The organism is Pseudomonas sp. ADAK18, assembly GCF_012935695.1.
Classification (GTDB): Bacteria; Pseudomonadota; Gammaproteobacteria; order Pseudomonadales; family Pseudomonadaceae; genus Aquipseudomonas.
This window is the reverse complement of record NZ_CP052859.1, coordinates 1,548,690-1,570,366: the sequence shown is the minus strand read 5'-3', so window position 1 is coordinate 1,570,366 and position 21,677 is coordinate 1,548,690. Positions and strand designations below refer to the sequence as shown.

The following is a 21,677-nucleotide window of genomic DNA, read 5'->3' as shown; positions in this document are numbered from 1 at the left end:
CCATGCAAGCCTTAAATACCACGCTGCTGATTATCGGCGGTGGCCCTGGCGGTTACGTGGCGGCGATTCGTGCCGGCCAACTGGGCATCCCGACCATTCTGGTGGAAGGCCAATCGTTGGGCGGTACTTGCCTGAATATCGGCTGCATTCCCTCCAAGGCGTTGATTCACGTCGCCGAGCAGTTCCAGCAAACCATGCACCATAGCCAGGGTTCGAACCTGGGGATCAAGGTTGCCGCACCGACCCTGGACATCGGAAAAAGTGTGGAATGGAAAGACGGCATCGTCGATCGCCTGACCACCGGCGTCGCGGCGCTGCTGAAGAAACACAAAGTGCAGGTGATCCAGGGCTGGGCCAAGGTCATCGATGGCAAGACCGTGGAAGTCGGCGGCCAGCGTATCCAGTGCGAGCACCTGCTGCTGGCCACCGGATCGAAAAGCGTCAACCTGCCGATGCTGCCGATTGGCGGCCCGATCATCTCGTCCACCGAAGCCTTGGCGCCGAAAAGCGTACCCAAGCGGCTAATCGTGGTGGGCGGCGGTTATATCGGCCTGGAGCTGGGGATTGCTTATCGCAAGCTCGGTGCCGAAGTCAGTGTGGTGGAGGCTCAGGATCGCATCCTGCCGGCCTACGACGCCGAGCTGACGCAACCGGTGGCCGAGTCCCTGAAGCAATTGGGGGTGAAGCTATACCTGAAACACAGTGTCACCGGTTTTGAAAACAACACCCTGCAAGTGCGCGATCCCAATGGCGACACCTTGTCCCTGGAAACCGACCAGGTGCTGGTGGCCGTAGGGCGCAAACCCAACACCCAAGGCTGGAACCTGGAAGCGCTGAACCTGGACATGAATGGCTCGGCGATCAAGATCGACAGCCGCTGCCAGACCAGCATGCGCAATGTCTGGGTGATTGGCGACCTGAGCGGCGAGCCCATGCTGGCGCACCGCGCCATGGCCCAAGGCGAAATGGTGGCGGAGCTGATCAGCGGCAAACACCGCGAATTCAACCCGGCAGCGATCCCGGCCGTGTGCTTTACCGACCCGGAGCTGGTGGTGGTCGGCAAGACCCCCGATGAAGCGAAAGCGGCCGGCCTGGACTGCATCGTGTCCAGCTTCCCGTTCGCCGCCAATGGCCGAGCCATGACCCTGGAGTCGAAAACCGGCTTCGTGCGGGTGGTGGCACGGCGCGACAATCACCTGATCGTCGGCTGGCAGGCGGTAGGGGCTGGCGTGTCGGAGCTGTCCACCGCGTTTGGCCTGTCCCTGGAAATGGGCTCGCGGCTGGAAGATGTGGCGGGCACCATTCACGCCCACCCGACCTTGGGCGAAGCGGTGCAGGAAGCAGCACTGCGGGCGTTGGGGCATGCGTTGCACCTTTGAAACCGCGGTGACGCCATCGCAGCGATGCGGCGACCCGACAAGCCAGCTCCCACATAATGTGGGAGCCGGGCTTGCCCGCGATGACGGTGGATCGGCCAACCAAGATGCCGAATGGTCCACCTGCCCCGCTCCCACACTGGCCAAGAATGAAGTATTGTTGCGCCCATCCAGAAATAAACCACAAGCCTGCCTTCGACCAGGCGGTTGACAAGAGATAGAGGGTGTCATGGGTAACGAAAGCATCAATTGGGACAAGCTGGGTTTTGACTACATCAAGACCGACAAGCGTTTTCTCCAGACCTGGAAGGATGGCGCTTGGCAAGAAGGCACCCTGACCGAAGATAACGTGCTGCACATCAGTGAAGGCTCCACCGCCCTGCACTACGGCCAGCAATGCTTCGAAGGCATGAAGGCCTATCGCTGCAAGGACGGTTCGATCAACCTGTTCCGTCCAGACCAGAACGCCCTGCGCATGCAGCGCAGCTGCGCACGCCTGCTGATGCCGCAAGTGCCGACCGAAGCCTTCATCGAAGCCTGCAAGGCCGTGGTCCGCGCCAACGAGCGGTTCATCCCGCCGTACGGCACTGGCGGCGCGCTGTACCTGCGTCCGTTCGTCATTGGTACCGGTGACAACATCGGCGTGCGTACGGCACCCGAGTTCATCTTCTCGATCTTCTGCATCCCGGTCGGCGCCTACTTCAAGGGCGGCCTGACCCCGCACAACTTCCTGATCTCCGGCTACGACCGTGCCGCGCCCAACGGCACCGGCGCGGCCAAGGTTGGTGGCAACTACGCCGCGAGCCTGATGCCGGGCTCCCTGGCGAAAAAAGCCAACTTCGCCGATTGCATCTACCTGGATCCACAAACCCACTCGAAAATCGAGGAAGTCGGTTCGGCCAACTTCTTCGGCATCACCCACGACAACACGTTCGTCACCCCGAACTCGCCATCGGTATTGCCGGGTATCACTCGCCTGTCGTTGATCGAGCTGGCCAAGTCCCGCCTGGGCCTGGAAGTGGTTGAAGGTGATGTGTTCGTCGACAAGCTGTCGGACTTCAAGGAAGCCGGTGCCTGCGGTACTGCTGCGGTGATCACGCCGATCGGTGGTATCGAGTACAAGGACAAGCTGCACGTGTTCTACAGCGAGAAAGACGTCGGCCCCGTCACCCAGAGGCTCTATAAAGAGCTGACAGGCGTGCAGTCCGGCGATGTTGAAGCGCCTGAAGGTTGGATCGTCAAGGTCTGACCAACACCGCTGAATAAAATGTGGGAGCGGGCTTGTGTGGGAGCGGGCTTGCTCGCGAAGGCGGAGTGTCAGTCGCAGAATATATCGACTGATCCACCGCCTTCGCGAGCAAGCCCGCTCCCACACAAACCCAGCTCCCACATTTACTCCTCAGTCTTTCGAAATATTATCCACAATCTTCTTGCCCATGCTGATCCTCGGCTCCGCCCCATACCCCAGTGCTTCATAAAACCCCACCACCGCTTCGTTGCCACTGGTGACCTGCAGGTTGATCTTCATGCAGCCCAAGGCAATCAAGGCCTGTTCTGCATGTCGCACCAGTGAGGCGCCCAGGCCCTGGCGGCGATAGTCGGCATGCACCGCCACCGAATACAGCCAGCCACGATGGCCGTCATAACCGGCGAGGATGGTGCCAATCACGGCTTTCTTATCCGTGGCGACAAAGAACAAGGCATCGTTGACCGCCAGTTTTTTATCAATGGCCAAGGCGGGCATATTGTGTGCGGTGTCATAACCGAAGGCTGTCTGCCACAACGCTATCACTTGGCCACGATGCTGACGGTCGCGATACAGACCGATGGGATGACGTGACGACAGGGCCTTTTCCATGACCAGCGTGCGTTCATTGCCGTGGTAGACGTCGCGCACCGTATGGAAACCCAGCTTGATGTAGAACGGCTCGGCAGTCAGCGAGGACGGTACATTGAGCACCGTGACGCCGGCCTCCCGGGCACGCAGTTCGATTTCGATCATCAGCAGGCGACCAATGCCCTGCCCTTGCAACACCGGGTTGACGAATACCGAGCGCACCACGTTGCCATCAAGGGCGGCAGTGGCGACGATCCCTTCGTCCTGGACCGCCACCAGCACCGTTCGGCGCTGGAGCAATGCCAGCACGGCGTCGGGGGTGAAGTTGCTCGCCACTCGGGCGATGACATCAGCCGGATAATCCCGGGCGTTACTGTCATGCAGAGCCGCCAGGATCACCTGGCTGATGCCCTCGGCATCGGTGGTTTGGGCGAGACGGACTTCAGTGGGCATGGGCACTCCTTCCTGACACGGATATCACTGTTAGCACAATACCAATGTGGGAGCGGCGGTGCGACGATTCGACTTGCTCGCGAAGGCGGTGGATCAGTCACAAATGTATCGGTTGACACTCCGCCTTCGCGAGCAAGCCCGCTCCCACATTTTAATCTCCATCCCCACGCAACCGATTCGGCTGCAACGCCTCACTTTTCAGCTTTCCCGGCTGAGCTACCCCTTCACTACAGCCGGGATTCTTCCTTCACCGCGCACAAAATAGCCTCAATGCCCAACTCCATGGACCCGTGCCCCCCATGCAAACCACCAACACCGTCCTGATGATTCGCCCGGCGCGCTTTGCCTTCAACCCGGACACCGCGATCAACAACCGCTTCCAGCGCCCGCCCCTGGACCCACTCGGCGCGCAGCAGAAAGCGCTGGAAGAATTCGACGGTTATGTCGAGACCCTGCGCCAACACGGGGTGGAAGTGCTGGTAGTGCAGGACACCCTGGCGCCCCATACCCCGGATTCGATTTTCCCCAACAACTGGTGGAGCAGCCACGCCGACGGCAGCCTGGTGCTGTACCCGATGGAAGGCCAGAACCGACGACTGGAGCGCAATAAAGGCGTGCTGCAAGTGCTGGAGCAGCGCTTCGCGATCCGCGACACCATCGACCTCAGCCATCTGGAACAACAAAACATCTTCCTCGAGGGCACCGGCAGCATGGTCCTCGACCGTCAGCACCGTATCAGCTACGCCTGCCACTCCGGGCGCACGCATCAAGATGCCCTGCGCCAATTTGCCGAGCGCCTCAACTATCAGGTCTGCGTGTTCCATGCCGTCGACCGTCACCACGCGCCGATCTACCACAGCAACGTAATGATGAGCGTCGGCCGCGACCTCTCCATGGTGTGCCTGCAAGCGCTGCCCGAAACCCAGGAACGCCTGACCCTGGAGCGCTCCCTACGGGACACCGGCAAAGACATCCTCGCCCTGGACTTCGACCAACTGGAGGCCTTCGCCGGCAACATGCTGGAAGTCCACGACCGCGACGGCCAGCCGCTGCTGGTGATGTCCGCCAGTGCCTGGCAATCCCTCAAGCCCACACAGCGCCAGCACGTGGAACGCCACACCCGGCCGGTGGTGGTGAACATCGACCACATCGAACGCATCGGCGGCGGCAGTGCCCGCTGCATGTTGGCGGAAGTGCATTTGCCCGCCCGCCCTTCATTCCAATAAGGAGTCCTGCCATGACCCGTTATATCGACGTCAACGACCTCAGCTATCTGGTGTCGCAAAAAGGCCTGCAAACCTGCATCAGCGAGATGGCCGAGTACATCCGTGCCGACTACCTGCGCTGGCAGGACTTTGAAAAGTGCGCACGCCTGGCCAATCACTCACCGGAAGGCGTGATCGAATTGATGCCCGTGTCGGACGCCTCGCTGTACGCCTTCAAGTACGTCAACGGCCACCCGAAAAACACCCAAAGCGGCATGCTCACGGTCATGGCGTTCGGCGCCTTGGGGGATGTCGACACAGGCGCGCCGGTGCTGCTCAGCGAAATGACCCTGACCACCGCGATTCGCACCGCAGCCACCTCGGCTCTGGTCGCCCGCTACCTGGCCCGTGAAGACAGCCGCAGCATGGCGCTGATCGGCAACGGCTCGCAAAGCGAGTTCCAGGCCCTGGCCTTCCACGCCATGTTGGGTATCAACGAAATCCGCCTGTTCGATATCGACGCCAAAGCTACCGCCAAACTGGCCGCCAACCTCAAGGCATTCCCAGCGATCAAGGTGATCCTGGCCAGCAGCGTCGCCGAGGCCGTGCGCGGTGCCGACATCGTCACCACCGTCACCGCCGACAAAGCCTACGCCACCATTCTTACTGACGAAATGATCGAGCCCGGCATGCACCTCAATGCCGTGGGCGGCGATTGCCCGGGCAAGACCGAACTGGACCGACGCATCGTCGAACGCGCCAGGGTGATCGTCGAATACGAGCCACAAAGCCGCGTCGAAGGCGAAATCCAGCACATGCCGGAAGATTCCCCGGTCACCGAACTGTGGCAAGTCATCAACGGCCAAGTGGCCGGCCGGGAAAATACGCGCCAGGTCACCCTGTTCGATTCGGTGGGTTTTGCCATCGAAGACTACTCGGCCCTGCGTTACGTGTTGGACGTGGCGAAGGCGCTGGACATTGGCAGCACCCTGGAACTGGTGCCCGAGCTGGCGAACCCGAAGGACCTGTTTGCCCGCCTTGCGCAACGGCCTGCGGCACAGCACAAAAAGCGCGCCTGAGACCGCTCTGGCCTGCAGCTTTGGGCACAGGGCGGGCCAGACAACAGCGCGTAAAAAGCCGATTTTGCGGGTGACACAGCCGATTCCGCCGACATCCGCGTTTTAACAGCACATTCCGAGCGCCACAACGGGGGTAAACGACACAAAAAACGCACCCTCATGAAGCATTCTTGTGGCCAGTGAAGGCTCGTTGTGGCGAGCGGGCTTGCCCCGCGTTGGGTCGCGAAGCGGCCCCATCAACGTCACAGAGTTCTTTCAGAAAAAATGAGGTAACGGGTTTAGGGACTGCTGCGCAGTCCAACGCGGGCAAGCCCGCTCGCCACAAACAACAAGCCAGCTCGACACAAAAATTCTGATTCCACCTTTTAACTGCCCTGACATCAATTACAAAATATAGGGAATACACATGACTCCGCTCCGATCACTTTTCGCTGCGCTGCTCCTGCCTTTGTGCGCCTCTGCTGCCCAGGCCCAGGAATGGAAAGAAATCCGCTTTGGGGTCTTCCCCGAATATCCACCCTTCGAGTCAGTCGCCGCCGACGGCAGCCTGCAAGGTTTCGACATCGAGCTGGGCAACGCCATCTGCGCCAAGCTTGAAGTCAAATGCGTGTGGGTCCACAACGAATTCGACGGCATGATCCCGGCCCTGCGTGCTCGCAAGTTCGACGCCATCATGTCCTCCATGGCCGTGACCCCGGCCCGCCAGAAAGTCATCGACTTCAGCAACCGGCTGTTCCTCAGCCCGACCTCGGTGATCACCCGCAAAAGCGCCGACTTCGGCGACACCCCTGAATCGCTGAAAGGCAAACAAGTCGGCGTGCTGCAAGGCTCGCTACAAGAAGCCTATGCCCGCGCTCACCTCGCCAAACTCGGCGCGCAGATCAAGGCTTACCAGTCCCAGGAGCAGAACTACGCCGACCTGCAAAACGGTCGCCTGGACGCCACCCTGACCGACAAGCTCGAAGCCCAGCTCAACTTCCTGTCCAAGCCCGAAGGCGCCGACTTCAAGACCGGGCCGGCCTTCAAGGACCCAACCCTGCCGCTCGACATCGCCATGGGCCTGCGCAAGAACGACAAGGAATTGCTGGCGCTGATCAACAAAGGCATCGCCGCCGTGCAGGCCGATGGCACCTACACGCAGATCCAGAAGAAGTACTTCGGCGATCAGGATATCTACAACGAATGAACAACGGCCTGCGCATCTCCCAACGTTTGAAATAACACTCCCGTAGATACCGTCTTGAACCTCACCCGGCAAGCCCCCCGGCCGTAGCAGCTGTCGAGCTCCAGCGAGGCTGCGTAAAGAGCGCCTCGGTGTTGAGCAGGCGCGATGACAGCGGCGCGACCTACGCAGCCTCGCTGGAGCTCGACAGCTGCTACGCGGGGGAGATGAAGATGTGCCGATGATCGTCCGTTCTATAGAGAGTTTCCCCATGAATGAATTCCTCAACTTGCAGGGCTTCGGCCCACTGCTGGCCCAGGGTGCCTGGATGACGGTCAAGTTGGCCCTGCTGGCGCTGGCCCTGAGCCTGTCCCTGGGATTGATCGCCGCCGGTGCCAAGCTCTCCAGCGTCAAGCTGCTGCGGGTCCCGGCCACGCTCTACACCACGCTGATTCGCAGCGTGCCGGACCTGGTACTGATCCTGCTGATCTTCTACAGCCTGCAACTGTGGCTGAACGATCTGACCGAGATGCTCGGCTGGGACTACTTCGAAATCGATCCGTTTACCGCCGGCGTCATCACCCTGGGCTTTATCTACGGCGCCTACTTCACCGAGAACTTTCGCGGCGCAATCCTTAGCGTACCAGCGGGCCAACTCGAAGCCGCAACCGCCTACGGCCTGAGCCGTTGGCAGCGCTTTCGCCTGGTGCTGTTCCCGCAACTGATGCGCTTCGCCCTACCGGGCCTGGGCAATAACTGGCTAGTGCTGCTCAAGTCCACGGCGCTGGTGTCGATCATCGGCCTATCGGACTTGGTCAAGGCCGCACAAAACGCTGGCAAGACCACCAACAACCCGCTGTATTTCCTGATCCTCGCGGGCCTGGTGTACTTGGTGATCACCACCCTCTCCAACCGCATCTTCAAACGCCTGGAGCGGCGCTACAACATCGGCATCAAGGGGATGGCACGATGATCGAACTGATCCAGCAATACGGCATGGCCTATCTGTTTACCGATGGCGAAGGCTTTTCCGGTGTGGCAATGACCCTGTGGTTGTTCATTATCTCGGTGGTGCTGGGCTTCTTCCTGTCGATCCCGCTGGCGATCGCGCGGGTGTCGGAGCACTTCTGGATTCGCTGGCCGGTGGAGGTCTACACCTACCTGTTTCGCGGCACGCCGCTGTATATCCAACTGTTGATTTGCTACACCGGGCTCTACGGCCTGGACGTGGTGCAAGACAATGCCCTGCTCAACCAGTTTTTCCGCAATGCGCTGAACTGCACGCTGCTGGCCTTTGTACTGAACACCTGCGCCTACACCGTGGAAATCTTCGCCGGGGCGATTCGCAACATCCCCCACGGCGAGATTGAAGCGGCGCGAGCCTACGGCTTGCACGGCTGGCGGTTGAACCTGTTTGTGGTCGTGCCCGCCGCCTTGCGCCGCGCACTGCCGGCCTACAGCAACGAAATGATCCTGATGCTCCATGCCACGTCCCTGGCGTTTACCGCCACCATCGCCGACATCCTCAAGGTGGCGCGCGATGCCAATGCCGAGACCTTCCTGACCTTCCAGGCGTTCGGTATTGCCGCTCTGTTGTACATGCTGCTGTCCTTTGCACTGGTGGGCCTGTTTCGACTGGCCGAACGTCGCTGGATGCGTTTTCTTGTTCCTACCCGAGGCTAACTCATGAATCAGTCCGCGCAGGCCCTGGCCGCACCTCCCGCTTCCGTCATCGACACCCGCCCCGCTCCGCGAGCCACCGTGGTGGCGGAAAACGCCAACGTCAAACTCCAGGTCGAGGGCCTGCACAAACGCTATGGCGAACACGAGGTGCTCAAAGGCGTCTCGCTGAACGCGCGCAATGGCGACGTGATCAGCCTGATCGGCGCCAGCGGTTCCGGCAAAAGCACGATGCTGCGCTGCATCAACTTTCTTGAGCAGCCGGACGCTGGGGTAATCACCCTGGATGGCATCAGCATTGAAATGCGCCAGGGCCGCTCCGGTGTCCAGGCCCCTCATCAAGCCCAACTGCAAAACCTGCGTACACGCCTGGCCATGGTCTTCCAGCACTTCAACCTGTGGAGCCACATGACCGTGCTGGAAAACATCTGCATGGCGCCTCGACGCGTGCTGGGCGTGAGTGCCTCCGAGGCGGAAAAACGCGCACGGATGTACCTGGACAAGGTCGGCCTGCCGGGCCGGGCTGCCGATCAATACCCGGCGTTTCTCTCCGGCGGCCAGCAACAGCGGGTGGCGATTGCCCGGGCCCTGGCCATGGAGCCGGAGATTATCCTGTTCGACGAACCCACCTCGGCACTTGACCCTGAACTTGTAGGAGAAGTCCTCAAAGTCATACAGACGTTGGCTGAGGAAGGTCGTACCATGCTCATGGTCACCCACGAAATGGGCTTTGCCCGGAAGGTGTCCAGCCAGGTGTTATTCCTGCACCAGGGCCGAGTCGAAGAACACGGCGGCGCCGAGATCCTTGACCACCCCAACAGCGAACGCCTGCAGCAATTTCTTTCCAACCGTTTGAAGTGAACACGAAGCCAACCATGGATACCAAGGCCAACGGACCCCATTCCTCCCCTGCGCTGGATCGCATCGACGAGGCCATCATTGATGTGCTGCGTCATCAGGGGCGTATCACCTACGAGAAACTCTCATCACTGGTGCACCTGACCCCCAGGCCCTGCCTGGAACGGGTACGCAAACTGGAACGACGGGGGGTGATCCGCGGTTACGGCGCGATCATCGATGTACAGATGGTCTCGCCGGGGCTGTCGCTGCTGGTGCTGGTGGCCCTCTCCAACCAGAGCGGACGCTCGGCGCAAAAAGCCTTCGAAGCCTGCGTCAAAGCCTGCCCACAGGTGTTCGAATGCCAACTGATCAGCGGGCCGTTCGACTACAGCCTGCGCATGCGCTGCCGGGACATGGAGCACTACCGGGTGCTGACGGAAACCTGGTTGAACAATGACGAATTGCACATTGATAAATTGGTGGCGCATCCGGAGTTGGCGGTGGTGAAAAACACCGCGACCGAGTTGGCCTGATGCCCGATACGTTGTAGCCGCTGCCGAGGCACGAGGCTGCGATGCGTGTCCGCAGGACCGCCCCTGGGGCCGCTACGGTCGAGCCCGACCCCGGTCCCATCGCAGCCTCGTACCTCGGCAGCGGCTACACATTATCTCAGGCAAGCCAGCTCCCACACTTCAACCGTGCTCAGACTCACGGAGCATCGGGGCGATCCCGCAAGACTAAACTCAATATCTGCACCAGCCAGCGGCTTGACCTGGATAGCCGCGCCATCTTTGATCCCCTCCCAGCCCCGCACTGCTTGTTGTCGCAACCTCCATGTTTGCCACCCCTCAATCGTCCCGCGTCAGTACTTCCAACAACTCAATCTCAAAGCGCAAATCACTGTTGGGCTTGATATGGGCGCCCATCGACCGCTCGCCATAAGCCAGGTGCGCCGGCACAAACAGTGTCCGAATCCCGCCGACTTTCATGCCCATCAGGCCTTGGTCCCAGCCCTTGATCACACGTCCGGTACCGATGACACACTGGAACGGCTTGCCTCTCTCCCAGGATGAATCGAACACCGTGCCGTCTTCCAGGGTGCCAGTGTATTGCGTGGTGATCAGCGCCCCCTTGACCACGGCTTTGCCGTCGCCCAGGCGGGTGTCGGTGATTTTTAGTTCGTTGTTCATACCTTTAGACCTCACTCACAACCAATGCCAAAACCGACTCCAGAACCCCCGATCCAGATCCGCCTTACACCCCGCATATTGCCGCGCGTACATATCGGAGCGCGCCTTGACCTTCCCGGCAACAGGCAGCAACCACGCTTTACTGGCATAGGTTCGCTGACGATAACCGCCCCAGCCTTCGTGGTAGTTCAGGTACTGGCCGTAGGCGTCGTATTTGTACACACCGTTGATGGTGGCGGTCTTGTCCATGTACCAGCCGACAAAGTCGATGGCGTCGTCGAAGTCCTGGCGGCTGGCCCAGCTACGGCCGGTGCTTTTGCGGTAGTCGCTCCACACTTCATCCTTGGCCTGGGCATAGCCGGCAGCGGTGGTTACACGGCCCCAGGGGATGATCCACAACAGGTATTTGCGCGGGGTCTTGGCGTTCTGCCGGAAGCCCGACTCCTGGTACATGATGGCGAACGGCACCTGGATCGGCACACCCCAGCGCTTCTGGGTGACCTTGGCCGCGTCGTACCAATCGTCCTTTTCCCGGAAGATGCCGCAGAGATCATCAGGAGTGCGTGGCGGCGAAGTACCGCAGGCTGCCAGCAGGGAGGTCAGTAGTAAGAGGGCTATGGTTTTTGCCAGGTTCAAAAGCTCACCTTCGCGTGATCCGCGTAAAAAAGTCGACAGTTTACGCGTTCACGGAAGGTGATGCCGATAAGACATCAATTTGCCTTGTTCACTGTGCAGGAACCAGGCCGGCGCCTGCACGGTGGTGCATCAGGCCAATGGCACTTTACGGGTAGAAATTGCCATCCGGCCGACACCGAAGCTCAGCGCTGCGCCCAGAAGCAACATCAGCAAGGTGCTCCACGCGGCACGGGACAGTTGCTTGGCGGCAACTTCGCCGGCTTCACGGGCTTTCTGTTCGGCTTGCTTCTTCAGTTCTTCAACCTTCTGCACCGCCTGCTGATAGGCCTGGGCATAGTTGTCGACGATCTGAGTAGCTTCGGCCTGGCTCTTGCCGGTGCGGGCGGCGACGATGTTGACCAGCGCTTCTTTGTCCGCTGCATTCAAGGCGGGCTCACCGGATGCCTTGACCCGCTCGAACCACTGTTTCAGTTCTTCAGTGGCCTGGGCCGGGTTAGTGGCGGCGTCGCTGGCCGATTGCTTGCCATCCGCTGCAGCCTGGTCAGCTTTGTGTTCGATGTTGGCCGGGTCCAGCTCAGGCTTGCCAGTCTGCTTGAGCAAGGTGTCCAACTGGCCTTGCAAGCTGTTCCAATCCAGGCTGATGCCCTTCTCGTCCAGTTGCTGTTTGACGCTGTCGCTGATGCCGGGTGCGACGGCGGCAATCCCGCTGCCGGCTGCCGACAGGCCTTTACCGACGACATTCCCGGCGGCGCCCACCACACTGGTGGCCAACGCCGCCAGCAACCAGGTGGTCAGCAAGGTGGTGATGGTCCAGCTCAGGACGCCATGCAGGCCGCCGCGATCCGGTGCCGTGCGCCCGGCAACAAACGCGCCGACGCCGATGGCCAACAGGGTCGAGACAAACAGCCAGATCCCGGCCCCGGTGCCGAAGCCACTCAACGGGTTACCGGCCGCCATCGGATTGACAGCACTGGCGCCAATCGCGGTGCCCAGCACGCTCAGTACCAGGTACGTCACCAGGGCAATTGCACTACCGGCCAATACCGAGCCCCAGGACACGCGAAACAGCGAACGGTTGCTTTCATAGACAGTGGTCATGATCGATCCTTTGACAGTGAGTAAGTACAGACCGGCTCAGTGTGTCGAGCCCGCGTTCTGCGGTCTCGGCACAATTGCACTAGGCGCACTGGTGCATTCGCACCCCGCGCCCGGGACTTTCTCTGCACTATCCTGAGCCCCAGGTGTCGTACTTCTCACGCGACCTACCCCCCCCGGAGAAACCATGAGCCAGGCCGTCCTCGCCAAAGAAACCAACCGCCGCCAACTGCAACAGATCATCTCCGGGCTGTCCGACGGGGTGATCCTTACAGAGGTCGACCAGACGATCCTCTGGGCCAACGAAGCCGCGCTGGCCATGCATGGTGTCGACAACGTCGAAGCCTTGGGGGCCAACACCAAGGAATACGCAACCCGTTTCGCCTTGCGCTACCGCAACAATCACCCGCTGCCCCTGGAGAACTACCCGCTTAGCCGGGTGGCGGACGGGGAAGAATTCAGCGATGTGGTGGTGGAAGTCACACCCACTGGCGACGACGAAAAAACCTGGGTCCACCGCCTGCGCAGTCTGGTGCTCAACGACGCTTCCGGCGAGCCGGAGTTGCTGGTGTTAATCCTCAGCGACGCCACCGAATGGGCCAGTGCCGAGCAGCGCTTCGAGAAGACCTTCAACGCCAACCCTGCGCCTGCGGTTATTTGCCGCTTGAGCGACCTGCGTTATATCAAGGTCAATCAGGGCTTCCTTGAGATGACCGGCTACAACCGCGACCAGGTGATCGGCCGCTCGGTGTATGAACTCGATGTGCTGGAACAGGCCGAACGCAAGGACCTGGCGATCCAGCGCCTGGGAGAAGGCGCGACCATCCCACAGATGCAGGCGGAACTGAGGCTGCCCGAAGGCGGCAGTAAACTGGTGATCGTAGCCGGCCAGCCGTTGGACATGAACGAAGAAGACTGCATGCTGTTTTCCTTCACCGACCTTGAGCCTCGGCGCAAAGCTGAAACCGCGTTGCGCCAGAGCGAAGAACGGTTCGCCAAGTCCTTTCGACTGACGCCGGTTCCGACCCTGGTGTGCAGCGCCGACAACCAGCAGGTGGTGGACATCAACGAAGCCTTCATGAGCACCACCGGCTACACCAGTGAAGAACTGATCGGCAAATCCGTGGCAGAGATCGACTTTATCGACGGTGCCCAGAATTGCACGCGAGTGTTCGCCGCGCTGGAGAAGGCCGGCAATGTCGACAGCCTGGACCTGAAGATCCGCAAGAAAGGCAACGAAGTGATCGACTGCGTCTTGTCCGCCGACACCGTCAGTATCCAGGACGTGCCCTGCTACCTGCTGGTGTTGATGAACATCACCGAACGCAAGCGCTCGGAGCTGGAACTGGTGGCGGCCATTGAAGAAGTCATGCAGGACGCCTCCTGGTTCAGCCAGACGCTGATTGAGAAACTGGCCAACGCCAAAAACGTCAACAGCCCCAACCTGCCCAGCGTTTCCTTCACCGACCTCACCGCCCGCGAGCGCGATGTGCTGGGTTTGATCTGTGAAGGCCTGGCCGACAAAGAGATCGCCTCACGCCTGAAACTGGCGCCGAACACCGTGCGCAACCATGTGGCGACGGTGTATTCCAAACTCGGCGTGCATAGCCGCAGTGCAGCCATTGTCTGGGCGAGGGAGCGAGGGTTGTTCGCCGGTGAGCATCGGGTGAAGCCGAAGAAATAGAGTGCAAATGCACTAGTGCGACCGGTGCAAATTCGCCTTATCTGGTGAGGATGCACTACTTAACCTTGAAGGGTGGGCACAGGGCTTGAATCCCGTGCCAAAGCGTTTTTTTGCCCTTTAAGGAATTCACCATGAAAAGCGAACACGTCAAAGGCGCCGTCGAAAAAGTGGCTGGCAAGGCTCAGGGTTTTGTCGGTGACCTGACCGGTGACGAACAGCTGCAAGCCGAAGGCCTGGCCCGTCAGGCGGCCGGCCAATTGCAGCAAACCTACGGCGATGCGCTGGACACCGTCGGTGACTTTGCCAAGAACAAACCCCTGGCGACCGTGGCCATTGTGGCCGGTGTCGGCCTGGTGCTGGGCCTGTTGCTGCGTCGTCGCTGAGGGGGCCTGAATGTTTAGCCTCTCGCAACTGCGCAACTGCATCGAAGAAGCCTTGCTGCCCCTGACCTGCGAATTCACCCTGTGCCGGGACGCGTCATTGACCCTGAAGGTCTTCGATGCCGAAACCGGCCGGGTGGACCTGGTGGTGACGGGGATCAGTGTCAACAAACTGAAAACCCCGCAAGACGTGGAAACGATGGTCGAGGAACTGCGTTACGAGCTGCAAAGCAACACAGTGGGCCGGGTCAATCTGGATGACTTGCCCCTCGCCCCTGTGTAGCCGCTGGCGCAGCCTGCGATCGGCTGCACAGCAGTCGCCAGGGTCTTGAAACTGCTGAAGGTCCTTCGGCCCTTATCGCAGCCTCGTGCCTCGGCAGCGGCTACAACGGGCCAAATGTATGACCTGACAGGGCTCTTGCCTGGTGACGCGCAAGACGTTATCTACAGATCAGCGTGCCTTCAGTGACGCCCCAATAAAGTAGAACACCCCGCCACCGACAATAAACGCCGCCAACATGTAAAACATGTAGTGGGCCGGCAGGCTGGCCAGTACCAGCCCGCACAACACCGGCCCCAGGGCGGCACCGAGGTTGGACAGGTTTTGCGCCCCGTAATACATGCCCCGCAGGTGGTCCGGGGCAATCCGGTCGATAAACATGTACTCGGCCGGAATCACGATGATCTCCCCCACCGTGAAAATCACCATCGCCGCCACCCACCACCACAGGTTGCTGGCCAGCGCGAACCCAATCACCCCTAGCATGAACATGCCCAAGCCCAGCATCAGCCAGCGGCTGAGGTGGCGATGGGAGATGCGCCGACCAATCGCATACTGCAAGCCAATCACCACCAATGCGTTAGTGGTGAGCACCGCACTGATAACGCTGTAGGCATACTCCGCTGTGCTGGTGGTTACCAGGTACTGAGACAGGTACGCCGTGAATTGGCCAAACACCACAGCACTGAGCAAGCAGCCCAGGGTGAAACACACCAACCGGTGATCCCGCACCAGCACCCGGAGAACGGCCAGGAATGGCACTGGCTTTCGCGCAACCTCAGCGGCGGTTAGGGTCTTGTCACCCCAACGCCAATACAGCAGGAAGAAAACCACCCCCAAGGCCGCCGAGAACATAAAAGGCAGGCTGATATCGACCTTCGCCACCATCGCCCCAAAAAACGGCCCCACCGCGTAACCGATATTGGTCAGGGTGTACTTGATGGAAAACACTTCACTGCGTGCGTCTTCGGGCAACAGGCTGGCAAAGCCGGCTTTGACTGCGATGTCGATCACCGAGTAAGCCAGGCTGATCAGGATCAGGCAGGCATAGAATGACTCGATTCCGCGCGCCAGGACTGTCCCGAGGAATCCCAGGGCAAACAACAGGCTCAAGCCGAGCAACAGCCGATAACTGCTGATCCGGTCCACCAGGAAACCGCCATACACACTGAGCAGCGAGCCGACGATCAAGGAACTGCCGATCACCAGGCCGACCTGGCTGATGCTCAGGGCAAACTGGTCGGTGAGGTAAATCACCAGGTACGGAAAGGTAATCGCCCTGGCCAGCGTCAGGATCAACGTGGCCGACAGCAACAGATTCACGGCACGGGGGTAGTTTTTTATTGTCTTCAGCATCCTGCTCTCATTCTTTCAAGGGCGCCGCTCAAGGACGCTGGTGCGGCCGGCGGGCGGATGTACCTTAACCCAAGATGAAGGACAAAAAAGGCTGATTTATGCACTTATGCAAAAAATAAATGCATTGTTTATAAGCTAAGATCGCTCACTCCCTCGCAGCCGATAAGGATATCCCCATGTCTGTCACCACCATCGTGATTCTGGTCATCGCCGCCCTGCTGGTGTTCTACGCCATCGGGATCTACAACAAGCTGGTGACCCTGCGTAATCGCTTCAAGAACGCCTTCGCCCAGATCGAAGTGCAACTCAAGCGCCGCTACGACCTGATCCCCAACCTGGTGGAAACCGCCAAGGCCTACCTGAGCCATGAGCGCGAAACCCTCGAAGCGGTAGTCGCGGCGCGCAATACCGCACTGGCCGGCCTCAAGGCAGCGGCAGCCCAACCCGGCAACCCGCAGGCAATGGCACAACTGGGCCAGGCCGAAGGGGCGCTCACCAGCGCCATGGGCCGCCTTAACGTGACCATGGAAGCCTACCCGGACCTCAAGGCATCGCAGAACATGCAGCAATTGAGCGAAGAACTGACCAGCACCGAGAACAAGGTGGCTTTCTCGCGCCAGGCGTTCAACGACTCGGTCATGGCCTACAACACCTACAAGCAGACCTTCCCGCCGGTATTGTTCGCCAACGTGTTCGGGCACAGCGCCGATGCCAGCCTGCTGGAGTTTGCCGACAGCGTACAGATCCAGGACGCGCCCAAGGTGTCGTTCAACTAACCCTCGCCCACGGATGGCCTGATGAACTTTTTCGAACACCAAGACCGCGCCCGGCGCCACACCGGGCGGCTGGTGCTGTTGATGGGCGCGGCGGTGCTGAGCCTGATCGTGGTCACCAGCGTGGTGCTGATCGTGATCCTGCGCAGCCAGAAAGACCTGTCGGTGAACTTCTCCAACTGGCAACTGCTGCTGGACGTCTCCATTGTGGTGTTCGCCGTGGTGTTGCTGGGCAGCCTTTACAAAACCATCCAGCTACGGGCGGGTGGCAAGGTGATTGCCGAACGTCTGGGCGGCCGATTGATCAACCTCGACCCGCAAGGCCTGGACGAACGCCGGGTGCTCAACATCGTCGAAGAAATGGCCATCGCCTCGGGCACCTCGGTGCCAGCAGTCTACGTACTGGATGACGATTCGATCAACGCCTTCGCCGCCGGGTTAACGCCCCAGGACGCGGTGATCGGCGTTACTCGGGGCGCCGTGGCCCTGCTCAATCGCGAAGAGCTGCAAGGGGTGATCGCCCACGAGTTCAGCCATATCTACAACGGTGACATGCGCCTTAATACCCGTCTGACGGCGGTGATCCACGGGCTGTTGCTGCTGGGGTTGATCGGCGCGTTGATTCTGCGCGGGGTGTCCTATCGCGGTTCATCTTCAAGCAGTAACAAGAGCGGTAATAACGGGGCGATGGCGATCATGGCGGTCGGCGGCGCACTGTGGGTTCTGGGGTATACCGGGACGTTTTTCGGCAACATGATCAAGGCGGCCGTCAGCCGCGAGCGGGAATTCCTCGCCGATGCTTCGGCGGTGCAATTCACCCGCAACCCCCAGAGCATTGCCGGCGCGCTGAAGAAAATCGGCGGCCACGCCCAGGGCTCGCAGTTGCAGGCGGCCCATGCGGCTGAGTTCAGCCATCTGTATTTTGGCGCCGGCGTGAAGGCCGCCATGAGCGGCATGATGGCGACCCATCCGCCGCTGGAAGTGCGCATTCAACGGGTCGACCCACAGTGGGATGGGCAGTTTCCCGCTGTGGAGTTCCTGGGAGAGAAACCGCCGCCCAGCACCGGTTTCCAGGCCGGCTTGAACGAACCCGCCCCCGCCAAGGAGCTGGTGTTCGACCTGTTGGCCATCCAGCAATCCATCGCCGCCATTGGTGAGCCCGGCCCGGCACACCTGGACCACGCGCAGTCGGCCCTGAATAACCTGCCCGACGCCTTGCGGGACGCCGCCCATAGCAGCAACGGTGCCCAGGCCTTGATCTGCGGGCTACTGCTGGACCCAGTGCCGTTCTTACAAGCCCAGCAATTGGAGCGCCTGCTGCCCAAACTTGCGCCCGATATCGCCCAGGCTCTGGAAGCCCTGCGCCCTGTCCTGGCCAGCCTGGATCAGCACCTGCGCCTGCCGCTTATCGACTTGGCGATCCCGGCCCTCAAGCAACTGAGCGTCGAACAGTTCAAGACCTTCAGAAGCCACCTGGCCCTGCTGATCCTGGCGGATGACCGCATCGACCTGATGGAATGGACCCTGCTGCGCATCGTTGAACGCAACGTATTGGGCGCGCCCAAGGTCAGCGCCAAATACAACCTCGACCAAGTGGCAAACGACATCGCCTTGCTGCTCGGTTCACTCGCCCGCGCTGGCAACAGCGAACCTGCTCTGGTCCGACAGGCCTTCGATCAAGCCAGTTCCAGCCTGCCATTGCCGGCATTGACGCTGAATGCCGCCGGAGCCAACGAATGGCAAGACCTTGAAACCGCCCTCAACCGCCTACGCCAACTCAAGCCCCTGGAAAAGCCCACCCTGCTCAAGGCCATGGCCGTGTGTATCGAGCAAGACGGTCAAATCACGCCTGCCGAAGCAGAGCTGATGCGGGCCGTGGCCGACGTACTGGATTGCCCGATGCCGCCCTTACTGGCAACCCCCTGACCGCCCATCATCGAGTCTGATAACAATGAAAACAGCCATGACCCGAACCAAGCTTCTCGCCAGTTCCCTGATTGTTATCGCGGTGATCGGCGGCTCGGCGTATTACCTGATGGAAAGGCGCGAAGACAATGGCCTGCTCACCGGGGTTGAGTACAGCGAGGAACAGCTCAATGAAGGCAGCGTCGAGGACCTCAAGGCACTGTCGCTGCCGGAAGCGAAAAAACGCCTCAACTACCTGGTCCTCGATGTACGCGACAGCATTAACCGTATCGCGATGATCGAGGGCATGCGCCTGGAGGTTTCCTCGACTAAAGCCACGCCAGCGGACCCCCAGGAGAAAAAAGAGCTGCAATATGAGCAGCCGTTTGTGCCCTTCCCCACTCAAGATCTGCAAGCTGCACTGGTATCCCTCAAGCAAACACCGGCGCAGTTCCAGCAACTGTTTTTCGACAACCAGTCCGGGCTGAAACTGGCGGTCGAGCCCATTCGCGACGTGCTCAAACGCGGTGCGCTGCCCGGCCTGCAGGCGGAAGAGCGCTATCAGGTACAGACCGTTTATTTTCGCGATGGCACGCAACAACCGTTCGCCGAGATCGCGGTCAAGGACAGCAGCGTTGACGAGCAAGAGCAGGACACCACCAAGGCGGAGCTCACGCTGAATAAACCGGTGGAGCGCATCAGCGTCGCGCTCACTTACCAGAGCTATCCCGGCTTCAAGAAGGTGGTGTTGGACAAGGCCCATCCGAAAGTCACCGCTGACGGTGGCGAAGTGTATCAACTGACCGCCCTGGCCGACGCCAGCGCATCCCTGCTGCTGGCTACGCCCAAGGGTAAAACCTATGTGATCCAAGGCTTGACCGCCGACGGCAAGCCTCTGTTCAGTGGGGGCAACAGCTCCAACTCCTCGCCCACCACCGGGCAAAAGGCCAACCTGCGCAAGTACTACGACGAGTTGCTGCGCATGGAAGACAACTTTTCGAGCTTCAAGAGTGCCGCAGCCGTGCAGGATCACTTGGAGCAGTTCGCCAAGAACCTGCCGAGTACCGACAACGACCTGAACAACATCCAGGCCCATTACCGCTTTGAAGATACCCCCGAAAGCATCGTGATCTATCTGCTGGACCCGGCCCAACCCCAGACACTGACGCTGGACATGAACAATAGTGTGGCGGCCCAGGAACGCTACATCGCCTACGACAACAAGACCGAAAAGAACGGCTTCATCGACAAGAATGGCATTTGGGTGGTGAAACCACGCTTTGAACGGGTCGACTACAGCCAGGTGCCGGGAATCTACAACATGGTGGTGGGTGAAAAACCCCTCGGTGACGGTGACGATGACGGGTGGCGGCAACTCATCACCAAGTACTTCATGTTCACGCCCGGCACTAACACCCTCAAGCAACTGCCGTTCGACATTATCGAGCAACAGATCAACGACGACCTGATCGTCGTCGAACAGATCACCAATGGCCCCTACGGTGTCTTCGACATCAAGAAGCAGCAGATCGTGGTGCCGATGAAATACGTCAATCCAGAGGTGGTGGGCTCACTGTTCATTGCCCGGCCTGGTACCAAGACCTACCAGACCGAGGCCTACTACGGCATCTGGTCCCTCTCGGGCAAGGAACTGCTACCGCCGCGTTATCGTTCCATCAGTGCCAAGGATGGGTTTATCTACACCACCGCCACTGACAAGGATCAGCATGACGTCTACGACCTGGCCCTGAAAAAAATCACCCCGCCTGGTTTCACTGCACTCGGCGTCTTCGCCGACGACCAGCCGCTGCTGATACAGGACCGCAAGACCCGTAAGTTCGCCTTCATCGACACCCAGGGCAAAACCCTGCCCATCAGCCTGCCGTACGATCAAGTCGAGAGCTTTTCCAATGGCATGGCGGTGATCAGGAAGGATGAGCGTTACGGCGCCATTGACCTGACCGGCAAGGTGCGGGTACCGCCTACCTATGAAGCAATCAACTTCTTCCAGAAAAGCCTCGCCGCCGTCGAGATGGAAGGCTTCGATGGCCTGGTGCTGATCGACAAAGACAACACGCTGGTTAAAAAGCTGGGGCATCGGCTCTATTCCGAGATCAAGGCCAACAGCAATGATGCGATGTATCAGGTGTGGGACGCCAAGGAGGAAAACCGGATCAATGTGTTTGATGCCGATGGCAAGCAAACGAATAGCTATGTGCGGGAGTGAACACCGACCTCAATCAACCGGAGAAGTGAAGCCCTTGTGGGAGCTGTCGAGCCCCAGCGAGGCTGCGATAGCGGTGGGTCAGGCAGCATCAATGTTTGCTGTGCCGACGTCATCGCAGCCTCGCCGGGGCTCACAACTCAGCAACGGGCGTGCCCTGATGAAACACCATCCGCCACCGTCCCTCCTCCTCCCGCCACACTGAACTGCGCAACGAATCTGCCCCCGCTGTAACCACAGTTGCCGTCCGGCGACAACGATACGTCACCAGCACAACACCTTCAGCCAACACCTTCAGCGCAAACTCACTCATGCTGCGAGCCGAAAATACCTCATCCCGCAACCCGGCAATCACCTCGGCCCGACTGCCCCATACATGACCACTGGCCCCAAATTCGACGAAATCATCCGCCAGCAACTGCGCCAGTCTCTCCCCATCAGTACGCGTCGAGCACTGATGAAGTTCACCCTCCAACTCCTGCAAATGCGCATATAAATCCATCACCACCTCCCCCAGTCATT

The 21,677-nt window shown here is 60.1% G+C and carries 21 protein-coding genes; 15 read left to right on the top strand and 6 right to left on the bottom strand.

What is annotated here, in order from left to right; translation table 11 throughout:
- Nucleotides 1-2: 2 nt before the first annotated feature.
- The gene (lpdA, locus tag HKK55_RS07075; protein ID WP_169353990.1) at nt 3-1,379 is read left to right on the top strand and encodes a dihydrolipoyl dehydrogenase; all 1,377 of its coding nucleotides are present in this window, start codon (nt 3-5) and stop codon (nt 1,377-1,379) included.
- Between the two features lie 226 nt (nt 1,380-1,605).
- Nucleotides 1,606-2,625, top strand: coding sequence for a branched-chain amino acid aminotransferase (locus HKK55_RS07070; protein WP_169353989.1), 1,020 nt, complete (start codon nt 1,606-1,608; stop codon nt 2,623-2,625).
- A gap of 150 nt (nt 2,626-2,775) precedes the next feature.
- Here HKK55_RS07070 and HKK55_RS07065 read toward each other — a convergent pair whose 3' ends face one another.
- Nucleotides 2,776-3,666 carry a GNAT family acetyltransferase gene (locus tag HKK55_RS07065; protein ID WP_169353988.1) on the bottom strand — a complete coding sequence of 297 codons (891 nt, stop codon included), beginning with the start codon at nt 3,664-3,666 and terminating at the stop codon, nt 2,776-2,778.
- 299 nt (nt 3,667-3,965) lie between these two features.
- On the opposite strand from HKK55_RS07065, the gene ctlX reads away from it, so the two are divergent.
- The 7 genes from ctlX to HKK55_RS07030 all read left to right on the top strand — a co-directional run bounded on the left by ctlX (nt 3,966) and on the right by HKK55_RS07030 (nt 10,165).
- On the top strand, nt 3,966-4,892 hold the full coding sequence (gene ctlX, locus HKK55_RS07060; protein WP_169353987.1) for a citrulline utilization hydrolase CtlX: 927 nt from the start codon (nt 3,966-3,968) through the stop codon (nt 4,890-4,892).
- An 11-nt stretch (nt 4,893-4,903) separates the two neighbouring features.
- Entirely contained in the window at nt 4,904-5,950 is a 1,047-nt protein-coding gene (locus tag HKK55_RS07055; protein WP_169353986.1) for an ornithine cyclodeaminase, read from the top strand.
- A 406-nt stretch (nt 5,951-6,356) separates the two neighbouring features.
- A complete protein-coding gene (locus HKK55_RS07050; RefSeq protein WP_169353985.1) occupies nt 6,357-7,136 on the top strand; it encodes an ABC transporter substrate-binding protein in 780 nt (259 codons plus the stop codon).
- A gap of 247 nt (nt 7,137-7,383) precedes the next feature.
- The gene (locus tag HKK55_RS07045) at nt 7,384-8,085 is read left to right on the top strand and encodes an ABC transporter permease (protein ID WP_169353984.1); all 702 of its coding nucleotides are present in this window, start codon (nt 7,384-7,386) and stop codon (nt 8,083-8,085) included.
- Nucleotides 8,082-8,795: an ABC transporter permease gene (locus tag HKK55_RS07040; protein WP_169353983.1), complete on the top strand. Its 714-nt coding sequence runs from the start codon at nt 8,082-8,084 to the stop codon at nt 8,793-8,795. The genes HKK55_RS07045 and HKK55_RS07040 overlap by 4 nt, the downstream gene beginning before the upstream one ends.
- Before the next feature lie 3 nt (nt 8,796-8,798).
- Nucleotides 8,799-9,653, top strand: a complete 855-nt coding sequence (locus HKK55_RS07035; protein ID WP_237151320.1) for an ABC transporter ATP-binding protein — start codon at nt 8,799-8,801, stop codon at nt 9,651-9,653.
- A gap of 14 nt (nt 9,654-9,667) precedes the next feature.
- Nucleotides 9,668-10,165: an Lrp/AsnC family transcriptional regulator gene (locus HKK55_RS07030; RefSeq protein WP_029296543.1), complete on the top strand. Its 498-nt coding sequence runs from the start codon at nt 9,668-9,670 to the stop codon at nt 10,163-10,165.
- 315 nt (nt 10,166-10,480) lie between these two features.
- On the opposite strand, the gene HKK55_RS07025 is transcribed toward HKK55_RS07030, so the two are convergent.
- The 3 genes from HKK55_RS07025 to HKK55_RS07015 all read right to left on the bottom strand — a co-directional run bounded on the left by HKK55_RS07025 (nt 10,481) and on the right by HKK55_RS07015 (nt 12,556).
- Entirely contained in the window at nt 10,481-10,822 is a 342-nt protein-coding gene (locus HKK55_RS07025; protein WP_169353982.1) for an FKBP-type peptidyl-prolyl cis-trans isomerase, read from the bottom strand.
- 15 nt (nt 10,823-10,837) lie between these two features.
- A complete protein-coding gene (locus HKK55_RS07020; RefSeq protein ID WP_169353981.1) occupies nt 10,838-11,458 on the bottom strand; it encodes a hypothetical protein in 621 nt (206 codons plus the stop codon).
- 129 nt (nt 11,459-11,587) lie between these two features.
- Entirely contained in the window at nt 11,588-12,556 is a 969-nt protein-coding gene (locus tag HKK55_RS07015; RefSeq protein WP_169353980.1) for a hypothetical protein, read from the bottom strand.
- 184 nt (nt 12,557-12,740) lie between these two features.
- Here HKK55_RS07015 and HKK55_RS07010 point away from each other — a divergent pair, with 184 nt between their 5' ends.
- The 3 genes from HKK55_RS07010 to HKK55_RS07000 all read left to right on the top strand — a co-directional run bounded on the left by HKK55_RS07010 (nt 12,741) and on the right by HKK55_RS07000 (nt 14,900).
- On the top strand, nt 12,741-14,237 hold the full coding sequence (locus HKK55_RS07010) for a PAS domain S-box protein (protein WP_169353979.1): 1,497 nt from the start codon (nt 12,741-12,743) through the stop codon (nt 14,235-14,237).
- 131 nt (nt 14,238-14,368) lie between these two features.
- Complete coding sequence (locus HKK55_RS07005; RefSeq protein WP_169353978.1) at nt 14,369-14,620, top strand: CsbD family protein; 252 nt, start codon at nt 14,369-14,371, stop codon at nt 14,618-14,620.
- 10 nt (nt 14,621-14,630) lie between these two features.
- Nucleotides 14,631-14,900 (top strand): DUF1652 domain-containing protein, encoded by a 270-nt coding sequence (locus HKK55_RS07000; protein WP_155584592.1) that lies wholly within the window; start codon nt 14,631-14,633, stop codon nt 14,898-14,900.
- A 168-nt stretch (nt 14,901-15,068) separates the two neighbouring features.
- Here HKK55_RS07000 and HKK55_RS06995 read toward each other — a convergent pair whose 3' ends face one another.
- On the bottom strand, nt 15,069-16,253 hold the full coding sequence (locus HKK55_RS06995; protein ID WP_169353977.1) for an MFS transporter: 1,185 nt from the start codon (nt 16,251-16,253) through the stop codon (nt 15,069-15,071).
- A 176-nt stretch (nt 16,254-16,429) separates the two neighbouring features.
- Here HKK55_RS06995 and HKK55_RS06990 point away from each other — a divergent pair, with 176 nt between their 5' ends.
- Genes HKK55_RS06990 through HKK55_RS06980 form a run of 3 tightly spaced genes read left to right on the top strand, consistent with a single transcriptional unit; the run spans nt 16,430 to nt 21,158 of the window.
- Complete coding sequence (locus tag HKK55_RS06990; RefSeq protein WP_169353976.1) at nt 16,430-17,029, top strand: LemA family protein; 600 nt, start codon at nt 16,430-16,432, stop codon at nt 17,027-17,029.
- 21 nt (nt 17,030-17,050) lie between these two features.
- Nucleotides 17,051-18,952: a M48 family metallopeptidase gene (locus tag HKK55_RS06985; RefSeq protein WP_169353975.1), complete on the top strand. Its 1,902-nt coding sequence runs from the start codon at nt 17,051-17,053 to the stop codon at nt 18,950-18,952.
- Between the two features lie 37 nt (nt 18,953-18,989).
- Nucleotides 18,990-21,158 (top strand): WG repeat-containing protein, encoded by a 2,169-nt coding sequence (locus tag HKK55_RS06980; protein WP_237151319.1) that lies wholly within the window; start codon nt 18,990-18,992, stop codon nt 21,156-21,158.
- 130 nt (nt 21,159-21,288) lie between these two features.
- Here the strand turns inward: HKK55_RS06980 and HKK55_RS06975 are convergent, their stop codons facing one another.
- On the bottom strand, nt 21,289-21,657 hold the full coding sequence (locus tag HKK55_RS06975; protein WP_178128832.1) for a DUF4440 domain-containing protein: 369 nt from the start codon (nt 21,655-21,657) through the stop codon (nt 21,289-21,291).
- Nucleotides 21,658-21,677: the final 20 nt, after the last annotated feature.